At 74.3% G+C, this 19,522-nt stretch carries 18 protein-coding genes; 11 read left to right on the plus strand and 7 right to left on the minus strand.

Annotation, left to right across the window (positions count from 1 at the left end; all coding sequences use genetic code 11):
- Positions 1-130 precede the first annotated feature (130 nt).
- Both ACIRBY_RS10855 and ACIRBY_RS10860 read left to right on the plus strand, forming a co-directional pair.
- Positions 131-334: a cold-shock protein gene (locus ACIRBY_RS10855; RefSeq protein ID WP_390685784.1), complete on the plus strand. Its 204-nt coding sequence runs from the start codon at positions 131-133 to the stop codon at positions 332-334.
- A gap of 102 nt (positions 335-436) precedes the next feature.
- A complete protein-coding gene (locus ACIRBY_RS10860) occupies positions 437-2,119 on the plus strand; it encodes a DEAD/DEAH box helicase (protein ID WP_403899087.1) in 1,683 nt (560 codons plus the stop codon).
- Positions 2,120-2,198: 79 nt separating this feature from the next.
- On the opposite strand, the gene ACIRBY_RS10865 is transcribed toward ACIRBY_RS10860, so the two are convergent.
- The 5 genes from ACIRBY_RS10865 to ACIRBY_RS10885 are packed head-to-tail and all read right to left on the minus strand — an operon-like array spanning position 2,199 to position 6,579.
- Positions 2,199-3,131, minus strand: coding sequence for a tyrosine-protein phosphatase (locus tag ACIRBY_RS10865; protein WP_403899089.1), 933 nt, complete (start codon positions 3,129-3,131; stop codon positions 2,199-2,201).
- Positions 3,132-3,160: 29 nt separating this feature from the next.
- Positions 3,161-4,258, minus strand: coding sequence for an NAD(P)H-dependent flavin oxidoreductase (locus tag ACIRBY_RS10870; RefSeq protein WP_403899092.1), 1,098 nt, complete (start codon positions 4,256-4,258; stop codon positions 3,161-3,163).
- Between the two features lies 1 nt (position 4,259).
- Positions 4,260-4,988, minus strand: coding sequence for a CoA-transferase subunit beta (locus ACIRBY_RS10875; protein ID WP_403899095.1), 729 nt, complete (start codon positions 4,986-4,988; stop codon positions 4,260-4,262).
- On the minus strand, positions 4,985-5,836 hold the full coding sequence (locus tag ACIRBY_RS10880; protein WP_403899098.1) for a CoA transferase subunit A: 852 nt from the start codon (positions 5,834-5,836) through the stop codon (positions 4,985-4,987). Before ACIRBY_RS10880 ends, ACIRBY_RS10875 begins: the two co-directional genes overlap by 4 nt.
- Positions 5,833-6,579, minus strand: a complete 747-nt coding sequence (locus tag ACIRBY_RS10885; RefSeq protein WP_403899100.1) for an enoyl-CoA hydratase family protein — start codon at positions 6,577-6,579, stop codon at positions 5,833-5,835. The genes ACIRBY_RS10880 and ACIRBY_RS10885 overlap by 4 nt, the downstream gene beginning before the upstream one ends.
- 56 nt (positions 6,580-6,635) lie before the next feature.
- On the opposite strand from ACIRBY_RS10885, the gene ACIRBY_RS10890 reads away from it, so the two are divergent.
- The 4 genes from ACIRBY_RS10890 to ACIRBY_RS10905 all read left to right on the plus strand — a co-directional run bounded on the left by ACIRBY_RS10890 (position 6,636) and on the right by ACIRBY_RS10905 (position 10,668).
- On the plus strand, positions 6,636-7,439 hold the full coding sequence (locus ACIRBY_RS10890) for an SDR family oxidoreductase (RefSeq protein WP_403899103.1): 804 nt from the start codon (positions 6,636-6,638) through the stop codon (positions 7,437-7,439).
- A gap of 109 nt (positions 7,440-7,548) precedes the next feature.
- A complete protein-coding gene (locus tag ACIRBY_RS10895; protein ID WP_403899105.1) occupies positions 7,549-8,457 on the plus strand; it encodes an SDR family oxidoreductase in 909 nt (302 codons plus the stop codon).
- 799 nt (positions 8,458-9,256) lie between these two features.
- Positions 9,257-9,913, plus strand: a complete 657-nt coding sequence (locus ACIRBY_RS10900) for a DUF4360 domain-containing protein (protein ID WP_403899108.1) — start codon at positions 9,257-9,259, stop codon at positions 9,911-9,913.
- A 65-nt stretch (positions 9,914-9,978) separates the two neighbouring features.
- Complete coding sequence (locus ACIRBY_RS10905; protein ID WP_403899109.1) at positions 9,979-10,668, plus strand: DUF4360 domain-containing protein; 690 nt, start codon at positions 9,979-9,981, stop codon at positions 10,666-10,668.
- Positions 10,669-10,801: 133 nt separating this feature from the next.
- Here the strand turns inward: ACIRBY_RS10905 and ACIRBY_RS10910 are convergent, their stop codons facing one another.
- A complete protein-coding gene (locus ACIRBY_RS10910) occupies positions 10,802-11,479 on the minus strand; it encodes an HAD family acid phosphatase (protein WP_366451341.1) in 678 nt (225 codons plus the stop codon).
- A 205-nt stretch (positions 11,480-11,684) separates the two neighbouring features.
- Here ACIRBY_RS10910 and ACIRBY_RS10915 point away from each other — a divergent pair, with 205 nt between their 5' ends.
- The 5 genes from ACIRBY_RS10915 to pepN all read left to right on the plus strand — a co-directional run bounded on the left by ACIRBY_RS10915 (position 11,685) and on the right by pepN (position 17,573).
- Complete coding sequence (locus tag ACIRBY_RS10915; RefSeq protein WP_403899112.1) at positions 11,685-12,503, plus strand: serine protease; 819 nt, start codon at positions 11,685-11,687, stop codon at positions 12,501-12,503.
- Between the two features lie 213 nt (positions 12,504-12,716).
- Entirely contained in the window at positions 12,717-13,373 is a 657-nt protein-coding gene (locus ACIRBY_RS10920; RefSeq protein ID WP_403899114.1) for a response regulator, read from the plus strand.
- Positions 13,374-13,392: 19 nt separating this feature from the next.
- Complete coding sequence (locus ACIRBY_RS10925; RefSeq protein WP_403899117.1) at positions 13,393-14,541, plus strand: sensor histidine kinase; 1,149 nt, start codon at positions 13,393-13,395, stop codon at positions 14,539-14,541.
- Between the two features lie 120 nt (positions 14,542-14,661).
- Positions 14,662-15,000 (plus strand): chorismate mutase, encoded by a 339-nt coding sequence (locus tag ACIRBY_RS10930; RefSeq protein ID WP_366451337.1) that lies wholly within the window; start codon positions 14,662-14,664, stop codon positions 14,998-15,000.
- A 77-nt stretch (positions 15,001-15,077) separates the two neighbouring features.
- The gene (gene pepN, locus ACIRBY_RS10935) at positions 15,078-17,573 is read left to right on the plus strand and encodes an aminopeptidase N (protein WP_403899120.1); all 2,496 of its coding nucleotides are present in this window, start codon (positions 15,078-15,080) and stop codon (positions 17,571-17,573) included.
- On the opposite strand, the gene ACIRBY_RS10940 is transcribed toward pepN, so the two are convergent.
- Positions 17,570-19,390: a hypothetical protein gene (locus ACIRBY_RS10940; RefSeq protein ID WP_403899123.1), complete on the minus strand. Its 1,821-nt coding sequence runs from the start codon at positions 19,388-19,390 to the stop codon at positions 17,570-17,572. The genes pepN and ACIRBY_RS10940 overlap by 4 nt on opposite strands.
- Positions 19,391-19,522: the final 132 nt, after the last annotated feature.

Consider the following 19,522-nt stretch of genomic DNA (forward strand, 5'->3'; position numbering starts at 1 on the left):
GCTTGGTGGCGTTGCAGTTGTGGTACCCATGAACTTTATGTGCGCCTGACGGGATTGCTCCGCAGGCGCTTTTATCGTTTTTGCCGGAATCTCCCGGATGGGGCCCTTGCCGCCTATTCAGGAGATTCAAATGGCACTTGGCACCGTGAAGTGGTTCAACTCGGAAAAGGGCTTCGGCTTCATCGAGCAGGACGGCGGCGGCCCGGACGTCTTCGCCCACTACTCGAACATCGCCATGCAGGGCTTCCGTGAGCTCCAGGAGGGCCAGCGCGTGTCCTTCGACGTGACGCAGGGCCAGAAGGGCCCCCAGGCGGAGAACATCCAGCCCGCCTAAGTTCCTCAGCATGCCGGGGTCCGCACCGCGAGGTGCGGGCCCCGGCTTGTCTGCTGTCTCCACCGTTTGTCTGACCTGCCGGTTTCAGGAGGGCTTTTCCGCATGACCAGCTCCAGCTCCGCACGACCCGGCCGCCGCCCCAGCCGGGGCCGAGGCGCGGCCCAGGGACGTCCGAAGGCTGGTGCGGGACGGCAGAAGCCGGCACCCGTGGCCAGGCCGCAGGAATTCACCATGCCCGAACCGCAGGTCCCGGCCCTTCCGCCGGTGGCCGCGTTCGAGGACATGGACATGCCCGAGGCGCTGCTGAAGACCCTCGCCGCCCAGGGCGTGACCGAGCCCTTCCCCATCCAGGCCGCCACCCTGCCGAACTCCCTCGCGGGCCGCGACCTCCTCGGCCGCGGACGCACCGGCTCCGGCAAGACCCTCGCCTTCGGCCTGGCCCTGCTCGCCCGCACCTCCGGCCGCCGCGCCCAGCCCAAGGCCCCGCTCGCGCTGGTCCTCGTACCGACCCGCGAGCTCGCGCAGCAGGTCACCGACGCCCTGACCCCGTACGCCACGGCCGTCAACCTGCGCGTCGCGACCGTCGTCGGCGGCATGTCCATCAACCGGCAGGCGGGCGCGCTGCGCCGCGGCGCCGAGGTGCTCGTCGCCACCCCCGGCCGCCTCAAGGACCTCATCGACCGCGGTGACGCCGACCTCTCGCAGGTGTCGATCACCGTCCTCGACGAGGCCGACCAGATGACCGACATGGGCTTCATGCCGCAGGTCACCGCCCTGCTCAAGCAGGTCGCGCCCGGCGGACAGACCATGCTGTTCTCGGCGACCCTCGACAAGAACGTCGACAAGCTCGTCAAGATGTTCCTGGACGACCCGGTCGGCCACTCCGTCGACCCGTCGGCCGGCGCGGTCACCACCATGGAGCACCACGTCCTGTACGTCATGGACGAGACCGACAAGAAGGCCGTGGCCACGCGCATAGCCGCCCGCGACGGCCGGGTCATCATGTTCGTCGACACCAAGCGCGGCGTCGACCGCATGGTCAAGAAGCTCCTCGCGGAGGGCGTGCGCGCCTCCGGCCTGCACGGCGGACGCTCCCAGCCGCAGCGCAACCGCACCCTGGACTGGTTCAAGACCGGCGAGGTCACCGCGCTGATCGCCACCAACGTGGCCGCGCGCGGCATCCACATCGACGACCTCGACCTCGTCGTCAACGTCGACCCGCCCACCGACCACAAGGACTACCTGCACCGCGGCGGCCGCACCGCCCGCGCCGGCGAGTCCGGCAGCGTGGTCACCCTGGTCCTGCCCGACCAGAAGCGGGACATGACCCGGCTGATGTCGGACGCCGGGATCTCCCCGCGCACCGCGCAGATCAAGTCCTCCGACGAGGAGCTCGCCGAGCTGACCGGCGCCCGCGAGCCCTCCGGCATCCCCGTCGTCCTGGAGGTCCCGCAGCCCCCGCAGCCCAAGCCGCGCAGCGGTTCGGGCTCCGGCTCGGGCTCCTCGCGCCGCCGCTCGGGCACGCCGCGCACCGGCGCGTCCGGCGCCCCCGCCTCCGGCGGCCGCGGCCGGCGCTCCGGCTCCGGCGCGGCCGGCGGCTCCGGCCAGGCCCCCGCCGGCTCCGGGGCGGGCCAGTCCCGGCGCGGCCAGGGCGGCCAGGGCTCCGGCTCCGCCGGCCAGTCCCGCCGCGGCACCGGCGGATCCGGCTCCGGCGGCGGCGCGGCCGCGGCCTCGGCGCGCAGCCGCGTCGGCACGGCCGGGCAGGGACGCCGCCGGGCGGTCTGAGCCCCGCGACCCCGCACCACAGCGCGCCGACGGCGCCGGGCAGAGCACTGCCCGGCGCCGTCGTGCCGTTTCCCCGCGGCTACCGGACCAGCCTGCCCTGGAGCTTCGACAGCGTCCGCAGGTCCAGGCCCAGACCGTCCGTCAGATAGCCGTAGAAGCCGCCGTAGTCGGCCTCCATCCGGGCGGTCGCGGCGTCCAGGTAGTCCTGCCGGACCTCCTGGAGCGGGATCAGCAGGTCCGGGTTCCGCATCCGGCCCGACTGCTTGAGGCCCGCGCGCACCTGGGCGTCGTACGCCGCCCGGAAGGTGTTCGAGGCCAGGTAGTCGCTCTCGGCCGTCTCCTGCGGCACCGCCAGCGCGCGCAGCAGGACGTAGCTCATCCAGCCCGTCCGGTCCTTGCCCGAGGTGCAGTGGTAGAGCAGCGGCCCCTGGTTCCCGTCCGCGAGCTCCCGCAGGGTCGCCGCGAACTGCGCCCGGTTCTCGGGGCTCGTCACGAACGTGCGGTAGATGTCCCGCATGTAGGCCTCGGCCCGCCCGCCGCCGAGCATCTGCTCCTGCTTCACGGGGTCGCCGCTGGATATCGCGCCGACCAGGGTGCCGTACAGCCCCAGGTCGCTGACCGGGCGGGAGGTGGGGGAGAGCCCCTGCGGCAGCCGGTCGGCGCCGTCGTACTGGAGCTCCATCGGGATGCGGAAGTCGACGACCTTCGTGAGGCCGAGACCGGAGACGGTGGTGATGTCCGTCGCGGTCAGCTTGCCCAGTGCGTCGGAGCGGTAGACCAGCCCCTGGCGGACCCGGCCCCCGGTGTACGTGGCGTACCCGCCGACGTCCCGGAGGTTGACGGCCCCCTGGAGGGGGATCTGACGGATCGCCCCGGACGCCGGCCGGAGCTGGTGGTGCGGGGTACGGGCCGCGGCTGCCGGAGCCGCCGCCTCGGCGGCGGCGGGCAGGATGCCGACGGCGAGAGCGGCGGCGGCCGCCGCGGTCGCCAGGCGGATGCGGGCACGTCTCATACGGGCGACTCCTGTGACGGAGAAGGGGATCACCCTGGTGGTGGCAGGGTGCCGAGCGGGTGCGGGCCGGACGCGTGCAGCCGGTCCAGCACGGCGTGCGCTTCGGCCATGACGCGGTCGACGAGCTCCGCACACGACGGCAGATCCTCGATCACCCCCGCGACCTGGCCCGATGCCATGACACCGAGGTCCGTACGGCCCTCGACCATGGACGCCTTGAGGAGCATCGGGGTGTTCGCGGCGAGCAGGACCTGGCTCCAGGACAGGTCCCTGCCGTGCTTCATCGCCAGGCCGTCGCGCACCATCCGGGACCAGGACAGACCCGACAGCCGCCGGAACCCGGCCGCGTGCCGCACCGCCCGGGCCAGGGCCGCGGCCCGCCCCGCCCGCTCCAGGGAGGCCACCAGCTCGGTGCGCAGCATCCGGTGCGGCATCCCGTCCACGGCCGTGGTGACGGTGACGTCCTTGACGCCGGCCTTCAGGTACTCGGCCTTCACGGCGTCCGGGACGGTCGAGTCCGAGGTCAGCAGGAACCGCGTGCCCATGGCGATGCCCGCGGCCCCGTACGCCAGGGCCGCCACCAGGCCGCGCCCGTCGCGGAATCCGCCCGCCGCGACCACCGGGACGTCCACCGCGTCGACGACCTGCGGCAGCAGCACCGTGGTGGCCACGTCCCCGGTGTGCCCGCCGCCCTCCCCGCCCTGCACGATCACCGCGTCGGCGCCCCAGGCCGCCACTTTCTCGGCGTGCCGGCGCGCCCCCACCGAGGGGATCACCACCACCCCGGCGTCCTTGAGCCGGGCGATCAGCTCCCGGGACGGGGCCAGCGCGAACGACGCCACCCGGACGCCCTCGTCGATGATCAGCCGCACCCGCTCGGCCGCGTCCCCGGCGTCCGCCCGCAGGTTGACCCCGAACGGCGCGTCCGTGCGGGAGCGCACCTCCTGCACGGCCGACCGCAGCTGATCGGTCGTCATCGTCGCCGAGGCCAGGATGCCCAGCGCCCCCGCCTCGGCCGCCGCCGACACCAGCCGCGGACCGGCCACCCAGCCCATGCCCGTCTGCACGATCGGGTACCGGACCCCGACCAGCTTGGTGAACGCCGTGTCCCACTCCCTCGCCGCCATGTCAGCCCCGCACCTCCCGGTCGCGCAGGCCCTTCGGGTCGATCACCTCGCGGATCAGCCGCAGCTCCTGCGCGGAGGGCTCACGGGTGTACGGGACGTCCGCGCCGATCGCGAGCTCGAACCCGGTGGCGGCGCGGACCTCGTCCACCGTCACCCCCGGGTGGAGGGAGGCCAGCCGCATCGTGCGGCCCGGTCCGGCGAAGTCGAAGACCCCGAGGTCGCTGACCACGCGCGGCAGCCGGTGGAAGCGGGCCGCCGAGGGCCCCGCCGCCTCCGCGCGGTCGTACCCCACCCCGCTGACCATGTCGACGCGCTCGACGAACACCCTCGGGGAGTGCCGGGGCACCCAGTAGCTCACCGGGTTGTTCAGGGTGTTGACGGGCGCCCCGCGCACCCCCAGCAGCTGGCGGGCGGGCCGCTCCCAGTCGCCGATGCAGGAGATGTTCTGGTTGCCGTACCGGTCGATCTGGCTCGCGCCCATCATCACGTGCCGCCGGCCGCCGGTGACCATCGTCAGGTGGCGCCGGTACGGGAGCCAGCCCTCGACCGTCCCGTCCAGTGCGACCAGCATGGCCTCGCCGTCGGTCAGCAGCAGGTCGGGGGCGAAGGTCCGCTTGGCCAGGCGCGCCCCGAACGAGGGGATCGGGCCCATCGGACTGGCGAGCACCTCCCCGTCGCCGCGCCAGGCCTCGGCACACGCGATCACGCAGTACTCCGCGCGACTGGTCATCGCTGCTCCTCCCGCCAGGTCCGGACGGCGCTCTGGTAGTCGTGCTCGCCCGCCCCGGACAGGAACCGGGCGGCGAACTCGGGCCAGGGGGTGGCCGCGTACAGCTTCTGGAAGGCCTCGTCGCGGTCGTAGTCGGGCGCGCAGGAGGTGAAGTGCGCGCCGTTCGGGGTCTCCACGACCCCGGTGACCGCGTGCCGGCTGACCAGGAGCGACTGCGGGGGGCCGGACTTGGCGAGCTCGGCGCTCTCCACCAGCTGCTCGCAGGAGACGTACGCGGCGTCGGCGGCCTCGCAGAAGAGGTCGTCGAAGTACGGGTCGGGGCCCAGGTACTGGCCGTTGCCGAGGCGGTCGGCGCGGTTGAGGTGGACCAGGGCCGCGTCCATGCGCAGGGCGGGGACGGCGACGAACTCCTCGCCGTCGGCGTAGGGGGAGACGACGGTGCGCAGCTCCGGGTTGACCCGCATGACGTCGGAGCCGAGTCCGGCGCGGACCGGCATGAAGGGGAGGCGGTTCGCGGCCGCGTGCAGGCCCCACATGAACATGGCCTCGTCGTACTCGGTGAGGGCGAGGGCGCCGCTCTCGCGCGCGGCCCGGAAGTGCGGCTCCAGCGGGATGGAGTCGAGGGTGGCGAAGGGGGCGATCAGGCGCCGGACGCGTCCGGCGGCGGCGAGCAGCCCGACGTCGGGGCCGCCGTACGAGATCACGGTGAGATCGGTGATCCCGGACCGCAGCAGCGCCCGCACCAGGGCCATCGGCTTGCGCCGGGAGCCCCAGCCGCCGATGCCCAGGGTCATTCCGCTGCGCAGCCGCCCGACGACCTCGTCGGGGGTCATGGTCTTGTCGGTCATGCGGTGCCCTTCCCGAAGGTGTCGCGGACCCGGTCGGCGACCCCGCTGAGGTTGGCCTCGAAGGTGAACCCCTGCTCGAAGCGGTAGCTGCGGCGCACGTCGACGGGGTCGATGCCGTTGATGGCGGCCTTGGCCAGCCGGATGAGGGTGCCGTCCTTGCGCGCGATCTCGGCCGCCAGCTCCAGGGCGGCGGCGGACAGTTCCGTGCGGGGGACCACCTTCCAGACCGAGCCGTGGGCGTGCAGCTCGGCGGCGGTGGCGGTGCGCGAGGTGTAGTAGAGGGTGCGCATCAGGTGCTGCGGGACCAGCCGGGCGAGGTGGGTGGCGGCGCCGAGGGCGCCCCGGTCCAGTTCGGGCAGGCCGAACACCGCGTCGTCGGAGGCCACGATGGCGTCGGCGTTGCCGACGAGGCCGATGCCGCCGCCCAGGCAGAAGCCGTGCACGGCCGCGACCACCGGCACCTCGCACTCGTAGACGGCGGCGAAGGCCTCGGCGCAGCCGCGGTTGGCGCCGATGAGGGCGGTGTGGCCGCTGTCGCGCTGCATCTCCTTGATGTCGACGCCGGCGTTGAAGCCGCGCCCGCTGGCCGCAAGGACCACGCAGCGCACCCCGGGGTCGCGTCCGGCGGCGCGCAGGGCGTCGGCGAGCTCGTACCAGCCGTGTACGGGAAGGGCGTTGACGGGCGGGAAGTCCACTGTGACGCGTGCGATGCCCTGGTCCGGGCCGGAGGTGGAGACACCCATGGGCGGATCAGCTACCTTTCCACCAAACATTTGTTAGGTGAGGAAGGTAGCAGTCGATGGAGCTCAAGGGGAGGGTCGTGGTCGTCACCGGCGGAACCCGCGGCGTGGGCGCCGGGATCGCCCGCTCGTTCCTCGCGGCCGGGGCGGAGGTCGCCGTCTGTGCCCGGCGCCCGCCGGACCGGCCGGTGGCGCGGGACGGGCGGGAGGCCGCATTCACCTCCGTGGACCTGCGCGAGCCGGCCGCCGTCCGGGAGTTCCTCGACGGGGTCGCGGGGCGGTACGGGCGGCTCGACTGCCTGGTGAACAACGCCGGCGGGACCCCGTACCGGCTGCTGGGGGAGGGCGGAGCCGAACGCCACGCACGGGTCCTCGCCCTCAACCTGGTGGCGCCGATGACGGCCTCGCTCGCCGCCCACCCGTGGCTGCGGGAGAGCCGGGGCTCGGTCGTGATGATCGGCAGCGTCAGCGGGACCCGCCCCTCGCCGGGCACGGCGGCGTACGGGGCGGCGAAGGCGGGCCTGGAGAGCCTGGCCCGCTCGATGGCCGTCGAATGGGCCCCCGAGGTACGGGTCAACTCCCTGGTCCTCGGCATGGTCCGCACCGAGCTGGCGCACCTGCACTACGGGGACGCGGCGGGCGTCGCGGCGGTCGCCGCCACCGTGCCGCTGGGCCGGCTGGCCGAACCGGCCGACGTGGGGGAGGCGGCGGTGTTCCTGGCCTCGGACCGGGCGGCGTACGTGAGCGGGGCGAGCCTGCTGGTGCACGGGGGCGGGGAGCGCCCGGCGTTCCTGGACGCGGCGACGGCCGACCGGGGGGAGACCGGGGGCGGGGGAGGGCGGCCCGGCGGGCCGGGGGTCTGACGGTACGGGGGCTTGAGGACCGCAGTCCGGTGGACCGGCGGTCGGGTGGTCCGGCGGTCCGGTGGTCGGACCGGCCGGTGGATGCGGATCGACGTCGAGGAGAGCTGACATGGGTATCGCGGACGGACGAGTGGTCGTCGTGACGGGCGCCGGCCGGGGGCTGGGCCGGGCCCACGCGCTGGCCTTCGCGGCGGAGGGGGCGCGGGTCGTGGTCAACGACCTCGGGGTCGGGCTGGACGGGCTCCCCGGGCCCGGGAGCCCGGCCGCGCGGGTGGTCGAGGAGATCCGGGCGGGCGGCGGGGAGGCGGTGGCCCACGGCGGGGACATCGCGACGGGCGGGGGTGCGGACTCGCTGGTCGCGTGCGCCCTGGGGGCCTTCGGCCGCCTGGACACCCTGGTCAACAACGCGGGGTTCCTGCGGGACCGGATGCTGGTCAACCTCGGGGAGGACGACTGGGACGCGGTGATGCGGGTCCACCTCAAGGGGCACTTCCTGCCGCTGCGGGCGGCGGCCGCGTGGTGGCGGGCCGAGGCGAAGGCCGGCCGGCCGGTCGCGGCCCGGGTCGTCAACACCTCCTCGGGGGCGGGGCTGCTGGGCTCCGTGGGCCAGGGCAACTACAGCGCGGCCAAGGCGGGGATCCTCGGGCTGACCTTGGTGGCGGCGGCCGAGATGGGCCGGTACGGGGTCCAGGTCAACGCCGTCGCCCCGGCGGCGCGGACCCGGATGACCGAGGAGGCCTTCGCGGCGACGATGGCCGCCCCGCAGGCGGGGGCCTTCGACGCGATGGCGCCGGAGAACGTGTCCCCGCTGGTGGTGTGGCTGGGGTCGACGGCGTCCGCCGGGGTCACGGGCCGGGTGTTCGAGGCGGAGGGCGGCCGCATCACGGTGATGGAGGGCTGGCGGCCGGGCCCCACCGCCGACCGCGGGTCCCGCTGGACGCCGGGGGAGGCGGGCGAGGCCGCCGCGAAGCTCCTGGCCGAGTCGCAGCCGCCCCTCCCGGCGTACGGGACCCGGTAGACGACCGGAACCAGGCCCGCTACCCGGAGCGGTCCCCACCCGCCCGCCACCCCCTCCTCCCCGACCGACCCGTGCAGGTGCCCCGGCCCCCCGCCCCGGCCCCTGCCCGGCCACCCCCGGGGGGGTGCCCCGGGGGGTCCGCCCCCTGGCCCCTTGCCCGGCTACCGCCGGGGGCACCCTCGGGGGCCCCGCCCCCCGGCTGCGGCCGGGGGCACCGTCCGGGGGCCCCGCTCCCCCGGCTGCGGCCGGGGGCACCGTCGGGGGCCCCGCCCCCCCCGGCTGCGGCCGGGGGCACCCCCGGGGGCCCCGCCCCCCTGGCTTCGGCCGGGGGCACCCCCGGGGGCCCGCGCCGGCCCTTTCCCCGGCTGCCGCCGGGGGGTGCCCGCGGCGCCTGGATCGGTGGTGGGGGCGGCGTGTCGGTGTGCGAAATCCGGTCCGTGCGGCGCCCGGGTGCGCAGCGGCCGGAACGGGGGCCCGGGCGGAGCCCCGAGGCTTCGCCGGCCGCGCCGGCGCCCGAGGCGGGGCGGTGGAGGGGCGGGGCGGGGAGCGGCTCCGCCCAGCGGGACCACCGGACCCGGGTTCCGGACATCCGGGCGGGCGGCGGGACCCGCTCCCGCCCGGCACGGGAGCCGCCGACCGGCGCAGGGGCGGCGCGCCGGTCGCCGGAATCGGCCAGCCGGTACGGACCGAAGGCCCCCCGCCGCCCGATGGCCGTATCGAACCCTCCCCCACCCAACGGCAGCGTGGTGGCATGTGCATGCCCAAACCGGGCTCCCCTCCGCACGAACGGAGACCCCTCATGCCCCTGCGCAGAATCGCGCTCGGCGCCGCCGTCACGGCGCTGTCGGCCCTCGCCGCCCCCGTCCAGGCCGCCCACGCCCAGACCCCCTCCGTCCCCCCGCCCGGCCGCGTCACCGTCGAGGTCGCCGGGGTCAACGGCTCCGGCTGCCCCCAGGGCAGCGCCGACGTCGCCGCCGCCTCCGACAACACCGCCTTCACCGTCACCTACAGCAGCTACCTCGCCCAGACGGGCGCCGGCGCCGGCGGGACGGAGTTCCGCAAGAACTGCCAGCTGGCCCTGCGGATCCACGTGCCGCAGGGGTTCACGTACGCCATCGCCCGCGCCGACTACCGCGGCTTCGCCCACCTCCAGCGCGGCGCCTACGGCCAGGAGCGCGCGAACTACTACTTCCAGGGCAACGCCCAGACGGCCCGCAGCACCCACCAGTTCAACGGCCCCCTCAGCGACAACTGGCAGGCGAGCGACCAGACCGACTACGCGGACCTCGTCTGGGCCCCCTGCGGCGAGGAGCGCAACCTCAACGTCAACACCGAACTGCGGGTCTACGGCGGCACGTCCAGCCCGCAGAACCTCAGCTTCATGAGCATGGACTCGACGGACGGCAGCGTCAGCACGGTCTACCACTTCGAGTGGAAGGAATGCCCCGCGGCCTGATGCGGGGTGCCCGCAGGAGAGTCCCCGGCCCGAGGGCCGGGAGTCAGGAGTCAGGAGTGACCACCATGTCTCATTCCCTGTTCCGCACCCTGCTCACCGCCGGTGCGGCCGCCGCCCTGATCGCGACGTCCACCCCCGCGGGGGCCGCCGCCCCCGGCGCGGGCGGCCGTCCGCCGATCACCGTCCCGCCCGACAAGATCGTGATCGAGCTCGCCACGGTGAACGGCTCGGGCTGCCGCGAGGGCACCGCCCAGGTGGCCGTGGCCCCCGACAACACGGCCTTCACCGTCACCTACAGCGACTACCTCGCCCAGGTCGGCCCCGGCGCCCCGCCCACGGCCTTCCGCAAGAACTGCCAGCTCAACCTGCGCGTCCACGTCCCGTCCGGGTTCACCTACGCGATCGTCCAGGCGGACTACCGGGGGTTCGCGTTCCTCCAGGCCGGGGCCTCGGGCCAGGAGCGGGCGAACTACTACTTCCAGGGGATGCCGCAGACGACGCAGCGCACGCACCAGTTCAGCGGCCCGCTCAACGACAACTGGCAGACCAGCGACAAGACGGAGTACGCGGACCTCGTCTGGTCCCCGTGCGGCGAGAAGCGCAACTTCAACATCAACACCGAGCTGCGGGTGAACGCCGGCACCTCGAACCCGCAGACCTCCACCAGCTTCATGGCCATGGACTCCACGGACACCAGCGTCAGCACGCTCTACCACCTCGCCTGGCAGACGTGTCCCGCGCCGAAGAAGGCGTAGCCGCCCGGTGAACGGGCGCCGGGCCCGGCCCCCTGGCGAGGGGCCGGGCCCGGCACTCGTGCGATGGGATATGACTACCCGCCATACCGCCGGTTCGAACCGCCCGGGGCGCACCGAATCGGCGGCCGCCGGGTCAGGAGAGCTTGCCGCCGTAGTCCGGGAGCTTGACGGTGCGCTCGGCGTGGCCGCCGACCAGGTCGCTCTCGTTGTTCCCGATGTTGGCGATGATCGTGTAGCCGCGGGCCTCGATCTCGGCGCGCTTGGCCGTCTTGTAGGCGCTGACCTGGCTGAACAGGGCGGGCAGGTCCCGGACGTACAGTCCGGTCACCGGGTAGCCGACCGCCTTGAGGTTCCGCTCGGTCAGGGAGTACACGATCCCCGGGCGGGCGGTGACGAAGAAGATCGCGACCCCGCGCTCGTTCGCGTACTGGGTCAGGGCGCGGACCTTCTCGATCGCCGGGGTCGGGAACGTCCAGAACCAGTGGAAGTCCGTCTCCAGGGAGGAGTTGTCGATGTCCAGGACGATCGCGGGCTTCTCGCCGGCCGGGGAGGCGGCGATCCGCTGCTCGATGGCCGGTCGGGCGGCGTCGACGACGGCGGCCACGTCGCGCTGCCAGGTGGCGTAGTCGATCCCGAGGATCGCCGCGTTGCCGCCCGGTGCGGAGGCGGTGACGGCCGCCGGGGCCGGGGCGGGCGCGGAGGCCGGGGCCGCGACGGCGGCGCCGGCCGGCAGCAGGGTCATCACGGCGGCCGCGGCGGCCACGGTGGCGGCGGCGGTACGGGACGTGCGGGTGCGGCGGGTGCTGCGCATGTGGGGGCGCTCCTCGGTCACGACTTGGCATGTACGTGCCCAGAGTTGGCCAGAATCCCCCGCATGTCTACTGGCCGGTAGGAAACTTTTCGTGGCCGCCGGATGAATCCCCGTCGCCACGCCCGCCGCCCGGCGGGGATTGTCCGAAAACGCGTTCTTGTTGCCGTCGCGGGGGCGGATGTGTCATGGACGTGTCATTCACCGGATGGCACGCACGGCCCAACCCCCCACGAAAGGCAGTGTGTCGACCGTGTCCACTCTTGCCACCATCCTCAAGCGCGGCCTCGCCGTCGGCGCCGTGGCCCTCGCCGCCGTCAGCCTCCAGCCCACCGGCGCCAGCGCCTCACCGACCCCCGTCGTCGGCGGGACCCGCGCCGCCCAGGGCGAGTTCCCCTTCATGGTCCGCCTCTCCATGGGCTGCGGCGGCGCCCTCTACACCCAGCAGATCGTCCTCACCGCCGCCCACTGCGTGAACGGATCCGGCAACAACACCTCCATCACCGCCACCGCCGGCGTCGTGGACCTGCAGAGCGGCAGCGCCATCAAGGTCAAGTCCACCAAGGTGCTCCAGGCCCCCGGCTACAACGGCCAGGGCAAGGACTGGGCCCTCATCAAGCTCGCCCAGCCCGTCAACCTCCCCACCCTGAAGATCGCCGACACCAAGGCCTACGACAACGGCACCTTCACCGTCGCCGGCTGGGGCGCCGCCCGCGAAGGCGGATCCCAGCAGCGCTACCTCCTCAAGGCCACCGTCCCCTTCGTCTCCGACGCCGCCTGCCAGGCCGCCTACGGCAGCTCCCTCGTCCCCTCCGACGAGATCTGCGCCGGCTACGACCAGGGCGGCACCGACACCTGCCAGGGCGACTCCGGCGGCCCCATGTTCCGCCGCGACAACAACAACGCCTGGATCCAGGTCGGCATCGTCAGCTGGGGCGAGGGCTGCGCCCGCGCCGGATACCCCGGGGTCTACTCCGAGGTCTCCACCTTCGCCGCCGACATCCGCAACGCCGCCGCAGGCCTGTAACCCCGCCGCCGGCCCGCATCCCCCGGGCCGGCCCCGGCACCCCCCCACCCGCGCACCTCGTCCTTCCGGCCGGACCCGAACCGGCCGGAAGGACGAGTTCCCCGCCGTCCGGTTGCGGGCCGCCGCACCCCCGGGTCCCATGGGACGGGGACACCCCCGGCGCCCGCCGTGGGGAGGCCCACCGGCAGCGGGCGACAGTGGGGCAGGCGGCGCATGACGATCAGAGTGGTCATCGCGGACGACCAGGAGATGGTCAGGACCGGCTTCCGGATGATCCTCGAAAGCCGGCCGGACATCGAGGTCGTCGCCGACGCCGCCGACGGGCAGGCCGCCCTCGCCGCCGTCGCCGAACACCAGCCCGACGTCCTCCTCCTCGACATCCGCATGCCCCGCGTCGACGGCCTGGAGGTCACCCGCCGCCTCTCCGGCCAGGACACCCCCCGCATCGTCATCGTCACCACCTTCGACCTCGACGAATACGTCCACGCGGCACTCCACGGCGGCGCCTCCGGCTTCCTCCTCAAGGACGCCAGCCCCGCCATGCTCGTCGAAGCCGTACGGGCCGCGGCCGCCGGCGACGCCCTCGTCTCCCCCGCCATCACCGTCCGCCTGCTGCGCGAGATGGCCCCCCGCATGGCCGGCCCCCAGGCCGCCCGCCGCCCCCGCGAACCCCTCACCGCACGCGAACGGGACGTCGTGCGCTGCCTCGCCCGCGGCCTGACCAACGCCGAGATCGCCGCCGAGCTGTACGTCTCCCTCTCCACCGTCAAAACCCACCTGGCGAGCGTCCAGGCCAAGATCACCGCCCGCAACCGCGTCGAGATCGCCGCCTGGGCCTGGGAAAGCGGCCTCGCCGCCACCGGCGCGTGATCACGCCCCGGCCGGCCCCATGAGCCCCCTCGCCTCCTGGGCCCGCCGCCACCCCCGCACGGCCGACGCGATCCGGGTGCTGCTCCCCGTGCTCCTCCTCGGCCTCGTGACCCTCGAAGGCATCGTCCTCGCCCGCCAGCCCCGCCCCCCGCACACCGCCGTCTGGGTCTCCGGAACCCTCGTCTGCCTCAGCGCCGCCCCCTGGCCCGGCCTGCCCCTCCTGGCCCGCGCCTGGTTCGCCGCCGCCACCACCTGGACCGTCACCCTCCTGCTCGTCCTCGGCTCCCGGCCGACCGTCGTCTGGGGCGCCGGAGAGGCCGTCGCCCTCCTGGTCCTGCTCTCCCAGGTCCTCCTGCGCGCCCCCGCCCGCACCGCCGCCGTCCTCGGCCCCGTCCTCGGCCTCGGCTGCATGGCCGTACCCGTACGCGACGCCGACCCCGGCCGCTTCACCCTCCTCTTCTCCGTCCTCACCGCCGTCGTCACCGCCTACTCGCTCCTGCTGCGCCTGCAGTCCGTCCAGCGCCTGCGCGACCTCCAGGCCGTACGCACCGCCGAACGCCTCGAACTCGCCCGCGAACTCCACGACCTCGTCGCCCACCACGTCACCGGCATCGTCGTCGAGGCCCGCGCCGCCCGCTTCACCCGCGTCAGCGCCGAACGCGCCGCCGAGGTCTTCGGCCGCATCGAAACCGCCGGCGGCGAAGCCCTCGGATCCATGCGCCGCCTCGTCCGCGTCCTGCGCGAGGACGACGCGGCCGCCACGGCCCCCGCCACCACCCCCGTCGCCGGCCTCGCCGACATCCGCGACCTCGCCCGCCGCTTCGCCGGCCCGCCCGTCGTCCTGTCCATCGAGCCGGGCCTGGAAGCACGCATCCCGGGCGACGTCGCCGCCACCGCCCACCGCATCGTCCTCGAAGCCCTCACCAACATCGGCAAACACGCCGCCACCGCCACCGCCGTCCGCATCGGCCTGCGCACCGTCCCCGAAGGCCTCGAAGTACGCGTCGCCGACGACGGCGGACACCCCGCCCGGCTCTCCGAGAAGGCCCGCGGCGGCGGCTACGGCCTCGTCGGAATGACCGAACGCGCCGAAGCCCTCGGCGGCCGCCTCACCGCCGGCCCGGCCCCCGAGGGCGGCTGGCTCGTCACCGCCACCCTGCCCCTGTGACCCCTCTTCCCCCTGATCAGGCCCCACCTCCAGGCCCCGCCCGGCCCCCGCCCCCCGGCCCGTCTCACCCAGCGACATGCCGGCGGTGCCGCACGCACCCGCCACGTATTCTCGATGACCATGAACACCAGCGACCGCGACAGCGGCACCGACCCCGACGCGATCGACGAGAACGTCACCGCCGAACTGGCCCGCCTGCGCGACAGCATCGACAACATCGACGCGGCCGTGGTCCACATGCTCGCCGAACGCTTCAAATGCACCCAGCAGGTCGGCCACCTCAAGGCCCGCCACCAGCTGCCCCCCGCCGACCCCGGCCGCGAGGCCCGCCAGATCGCCCGCCTGCGCCAGCTCGCCGAGAACGCCAAGCTCGACCCGGCCTTCGCCGAGAAGCTCCTCAACTTCATCATCGCCGAGGTCATCCGCCACCACGAGACCATCGCCGCCGGCGAGGACTGACCGGCCCCGGGGCGGGCCTCCCCGCCCCGGCCGGAGACCCCCTAGGACCCCGGCCGCCCATCCGGCAGCATGGCCCCATGTCCGCACTGACGCGCAACGAAGCGCAGCTCCGAGCCCAGCTCCTCGACGTACACCACTACGCCGTCACCCTCGACCTCACCACCGGCGACGAGACCTTCGACTCCACCACCGTCATCCGCTTCAGCGCCCGCACCCCCGCCGACACCTTCGTCGAACTGAAGCCGGAAGAACTGCGCTCCGCCACGCTCGACGGCACCCCCCTCGACCCCGCCGGCCTCAGCGGCAACCGCCTCCCGCTCACCGGCCTCACCGAAGGCCGCCACGAACTGCGCATCGACGCCCGCATGCGCTACTCCCGCACCGGCGAGGGCCTCCACCGCTTCACCGACCCGGCCGACGGCGAAACGTACGTCTACACCCAGATGTTCATGGACGACGTCCAGCGCGTCTTCGCCGCCTTCGACCAGCCCGACCTCAAGGCCGTCTTCCAGTTCACCGTCACCGCCCCCGCCCACTGGACCGTCCTCGCCAACGGCATCACCACCCGCACCGGCGACCGCGACGCGGACGGCGTCTGGACCTCCGCCCCCACCCCCGTCATCTCCACCTACCTCGCCGCCGTCGCCGCCGGCCCCTGGCACAGCGTCACCACCGAACACGCCGGACTGCCCTTCGGCATCCACTGCCGCAAGTCCCTCGCCCCCCACCTCGACGCCGACGCCGACGAGATCCTCTCCGTCACCACCGCCTGCTACGACCGCTACCACGAGAAGTTCACCGAGCCGTACCCCTTCGACTCCTACGACCAGGCCTTCGTCCCCGAGTTCAACGCCGGCGCCATGGAGAACCCCGGCCTGGTCACCTTCCGCGACGAGTTCGTCTTCCGCTCGGCCGTCACCGACACCGAACGCCAGCGCCGCGCCATGGTCATCGCCCACGAGATGGCCCACATGTGGTTCGGCGACCTCGTCACCCTCGCCTGGTTCGACGACATCTGGCTCAACGAGTCCTTCGCCGAGTACATGGGCTACCAGACCCTCACCGAAGCCACCCGCTTCACCGGCACCTGGACCGAGTTCGGCATGGAGCGCAAGCCCTGGGGCTACGCCGCCGACCAGCGCCCCTCCACCCACCCCGTCGCCCCCGGCCCCGACGACGTCCCCGACACCGCCTCCGCCCTCCTCAACTTCGACGGCATCTCCTACGCCAAGGGCGCCTCCGCCCTGCGCCAGCTCGTCGCCTGGCTCGGCGAGAAGGACTTCCTGGCCGGCATCAACACCCACTTCGCCCGCCACAAGTTCGCCAACGCCACCCTCGCCGACTTCGTGGACTCCCTCGCCGCCCACACCGACCGCGACGTCCACGCCTGGGCCGAGATCTGGCTGCGCACCACCGGCATCGACACCCTCACCCCCCGGATCCAGGAGGGCGCCGGCGGCTGGACCCTCACCGTCGACCGCCACGGCAGCCGCCCCCACCGCATCACCGCCGGCACCTACAGCCGGGCCACCGACGGCCTCCTGGAGCGCACCGCGCTCCTCGACCTCGACGTCCCCACCGACGAGGTCCTCTCCGCCGCCGGCCCCCGCCCCGACCTCCTCGTCCTCAACGACGGCGACCTCGGCTACGCCAAGGTCCGCCTCGACGAGACCTCCCTCGAAACCGCCCTGCGCGACCTCTCCCGCATCCCCGACCCGCTCACCCGCGCCGTCGTCTGGGGCTCCCTGCGCGACATGGTCCGCGACGGCGAACTCGCCCCCGCCGACTACCTCGCCACCGCCGCGGCCCACCTCCCCGACGAGAGCGACCTCGCGATCGTCCAGGGCGTCCTCGGCTTCGCCCGCAACCACGTCGCCGACCTCTACACCGCCCCCGCCGAACGCACCGCCGCCCTCACCACCCTCACCACCATCGCCCGCGACCTCCTGCGCCGCACCGAGGACGGCAGCGACCCCGGCCTGCGCCTCGCCGCCGTACGCGCCTTCATCGACAGCGCCACCCAGCCCGACACCATCGCCGCCTGGCTCGCCGACGGCACCGTCGACGGCGGACCCGTGCTCGACCCCGAACTGCGCTGGCGGGCCCTCGCCCGCCTCGCCGTCCTCGGAGCCGTCGACGAGGACGCCGTCGACGCCGCCCTCGCCGCCGACCCCAGCGCCACCGGCCAGCAGGGCGCCGCCCGCTGCCGCGCCGCCCTGCCCACCGCCGAGGCCAAGGCCGCCGCCTGGCAGCGCCTCTTCCACGACGACACCCTGTCCAACTACCTGTTCAGCGCCACCGCCCAGGGCTTCTGGCAGCCCGAACAGGGCGAACTCGTACACGAGTACGTGGCCCGCTACTACCCCGAGGCCGTCGCCGTCGGAGCCCGCCGCGGTCCCGCCATCGGCGAGGCCGCCGGCCGCTGGGCCTTCCCCTCCCACGCCGTGGACGAGGCCAACCTCCGGGCCGGCCACGCCGCCCTGGAGGACCCGGAGATCACCCCGATGATGCGCCGCGTGCTCGTCGACCAGCTCGACGACCTCGCCCGCACCCTGCGGGTCCGCGGCGCCTAACGGATACAGCCGACGATCCGCACCGACACCTGGGCACTGGCCGTCAGGCCGCTGTCCGGGTCGGTGGCGGTGAACACCAGCGGATACGTCCCGTCGGGCAGCAGCGGCACCAGGAAGCCGCCCGACGGGCCCGCCCCCACCGCCACCGGCCCGTTCGGCCCCTTCAGCTGCCAGGCCGTGTACTGCGGATCGGTGATGGCCCGGTCACCCGGCCGGGTCCGCGCCGACGCGGAGAAGGCCTCCTCGCAGCCCCGCCGCAGCTGCCCGCCGCTCCCCGGCTGCCGGATCGCCACCGCCGGGGGCTGCGGCTGCTGCGGGGCGCCCGTCGACGGCCGGGGGTTCCCGCCGTTCGTGGGCCGGCCGGGGGAGGGGGAGTTCGGGGAGCCGGACGGGGGCGGGGCGCTGGGCCCCGGCGACTGCGACGGGGGCGGGGGCGAGGACGGATCGGGAGACGCGGACGGCGGCCCCGACGCCGGAACGGAAGGATCCGCCACCCCCGGCACCGACGGGACGTCCGGCCGTCCCACCGAGGTCGGCGCCGGCCCCTTCGAGGGCGAGGTGGCCTTCGCGTCGATGGTCGCGCACAGCGCACTGGCGATCATCGGCTGCGCGTCCGGTACCGAGGAGGGACGCAGCCTCTGGTCGTCCCCGCCGTGCGCCTGGGCGTCGAGGTAGACGTTCCCCGTCGAGGTCTCGGCGTCACTGTGCTCGACCCACGCCGAATCGTGGTACAGCCCGCCCGCCTTCTGCTGGTTCACCCCCGTGACGTGCCACTCCCGCACCCGGCCCCCCGACGGCGTACCCGCCACCGCGGGCCCGTTCGTCCCGGCGAACAGCCAGCCGTCCCCGAAGTACCGCTGCGGGGCCTCCGGCGCACCGGTCTCGTTGGCCGCCGGGAAGGTGAATCCGCCCCCCAGCAGCAGCCGGCTCTTCGGACAGGCCACCGTCGCCCGCGCACTGCCACCCGCCGCGACCGCCACCCGGGCCGTCACCACCGACACGCTCCTCAGCTTCACGCAGACCGGCCGCACCCCGACCGCGAAGTTCGCCTGCGGCGGCTGCGGAGCCTGGAGCTGCGTCATGCGCAGCACGTCCGTGGAATCCCCCAGCGGGAACGGACGGGAGCTCAACTCCGTACCCGGGTTCAGCGTCACCAGGAAATCGCTCCCGCCGGCAGCCGGACCGGGTACGGCCGCCAAGGGCGTCAGCCGGTCCAGCGGAACCGGCGCCACCGGCCTCCCCTGAAGGACCCGGTCGGCCTTGAACTCGGCCCCCACCATCGTGAATCCGCCGGAGCAGTGCGGGGTGGCCCGCGTCGTGGCCGTCACCCCCTTGAACGGACCTTCGGTCGTCACGTCGTGAATGCCCCCCGGACCGGCGAGCTTGTTCGGCTTGTCCAGGAACGCGTACGCGGTCCACTGGAAATCGAGGTTGCCCTGCACTTCCGGCTTCGCGTTCACGCACAGCGCGTACGAGGTCAACGTCGACGGCGCGGCACCCGGATTGAACGCCGACGCCAGCCACGCACCCCCGAGGAAACGGCTGTTCGTCGCGAACCCCGGCCCCGCGATCGCGTATCCGCCGCCCAGCGCCGTCTCGTGCGGCAGGCAGCCCGCCACCGTCAGCTGCTCCGCGCCCGCCGGCACCGACACCGACGTACTGCGCTGGACCACCACCACCGGCTCCGGCCCCCGCGAGGTCCACCACACCCCCGCCCCGGCCGCGCCCGCGACCACCACGGCCCCCGCCGCGACCGCCGCGGCCGTCTTCCCGCCGACCGCGCCGGCCACCTTCGCCCACACCCCGGATCCAGCCATCGGGTCCCCTCCCGCAGCGCACGCGCGCCCCGTGCCGACGGCACTGTAGTACCGCCGCGACCTGCCTCCCAGAGCCCGGATCCCCAAGGTTTCCCCATCCCGGCCCGGCCGCCCCCACCCCGCGCCCGTACC

The organism is Streptomyces sp. NPDC096136 (assembly GCF_044763325.1).
In the GTDB taxonomy this organism is placed as follows: domain Bacteria; phylum Actinomycetota; class Actinomycetes; order Streptomycetales; family Streptomycetaceae; genus Streptomyces.

Bases quoted from the DNA above. Each gene is read 5' to 3' on its own strand.
- ACIRBY_RS10860 (WP_403899087.1), top strand. From the start codon at position 437: ATGACCAGCTCCAGCTCCGCACGACCCGGCCGCCGCCCCAGCCGGGGC.
- ACIRBY_RS10920 (WP_403899114.1), top strand. From the start codon at position 12,717: ATGACGATCAGAGTGGTCATCGCGGACGACCAGGAGATGGTCAGGACC.
- pepN (WP_403899120.1), top strand. From the start codon at position 15,078: ATGTCCGCACTGACGCGCAACGAAGCGCAGCTCCGAGCCCAGCTCCTC.
- ACIRBY_RS10910 (WP_366451341.1), bottom strand. From the start codon at position 11,479: ATGCGCAGCACCCGCCGCACCCGCACGTCCCGTACCGCCGCCGCCACC.
- ACIRBY_RS10900 (WP_403899108.1), top strand. From the start codon at position 9,257: ATGCCCCTGCGCAGAATCGCGCTCGGCGCCGCCGTCACGGCGCTGTCG.
- ACIRBY_RS10930 (WP_366451337.1), top strand. From the start codon at position 14,662: ATGAACACCAGCGACCGCGACAGCGGCACCGACCCCGACGCGATCGAC.
- ACIRBY_RS10925 (WP_403899117.1), top strand. From the start codon at position 13,393: ATGAGCCCCCTCGCCTCCTGGGCCCGCCGCCACCCCCGCACGGCCGAC.
- ACIRBY_RS10880 (WP_403899098.1), bottom strand. From the start codon at position 5,836: ATGACCGACAAGACCATGACCCCCGACGAGGTCGTCGGGCGGCTGCGC.
- ACIRBY_RS10870 (WP_403899092.1), bottom strand. From the start codon at position 4,258: ATGGCGGCGAGGGAGTGGGACACGGCGTTCACCAAGCTGGTCGGGGTC.
- ACIRBY_RS10940 (WP_403899123.1), bottom strand. From the start codon at position 19,390: ATGGCTGGATCCGGGGTGTGGGCGAAGGTGGCCGGCGCGGTCGGCGGG.
- ACIRBY_RS10890 (WP_403899103.1), top strand. From the start codon at position 6,636: ATGGAGCTCAAGGGGAGGGTCGTGGTCGTCACCGGCGGAACCCGCGGC.
- ACIRBY_RS10915 (WP_403899112.1), top strand. From the start codon at position 11,685: ATGGCACGCACGGCCCAACCCCCCACGAAAGGCAGTGTGTCGACCGTG.
- ACIRBY_RS10865 (WP_403899089.1), bottom strand. From the start codon at position 3,131: ATGAGACGTGCCCGCATCCGCCTGGCGACCGCGGCGGCCGCCGCCGCT.
- ACIRBY_RS10855 (WP_390685784.1), top strand. From the start codon at position 131: ATGGCACTTGGCACCGTGAAGTGGTTCAACTCGGAAAAGGGCTTCGGC.
- ACIRBY_RS10895 (WP_403899105.1), top strand. From the start codon at position 7,549: ATGGGTATCGCGGACGGACGAGTGGTCGTCGTGACGGGCGCCGGCCGG.
- ACIRBY_RS10875 (WP_403899095.1), bottom strand. From the start codon at position 4,988: ATGACCAGTCGCGCGGAGTACTGCGTGATCGCGTGTGCCGAGGCCTGG.
- ACIRBY_RS10885 (WP_403899100.1), bottom strand. From the start codon at position 6,579: ATGGGTGTCTCCACCTCCGGCCCGGACCAGGGCATCGCACGCGTCACA.
- ACIRBY_RS10905 (WP_403899109.1), top strand. From the start codon at position 9,979: ATGTCTCATTCCCTGTTCCGCACCCTGCTCACCGCCGGTGCGGCCGCC.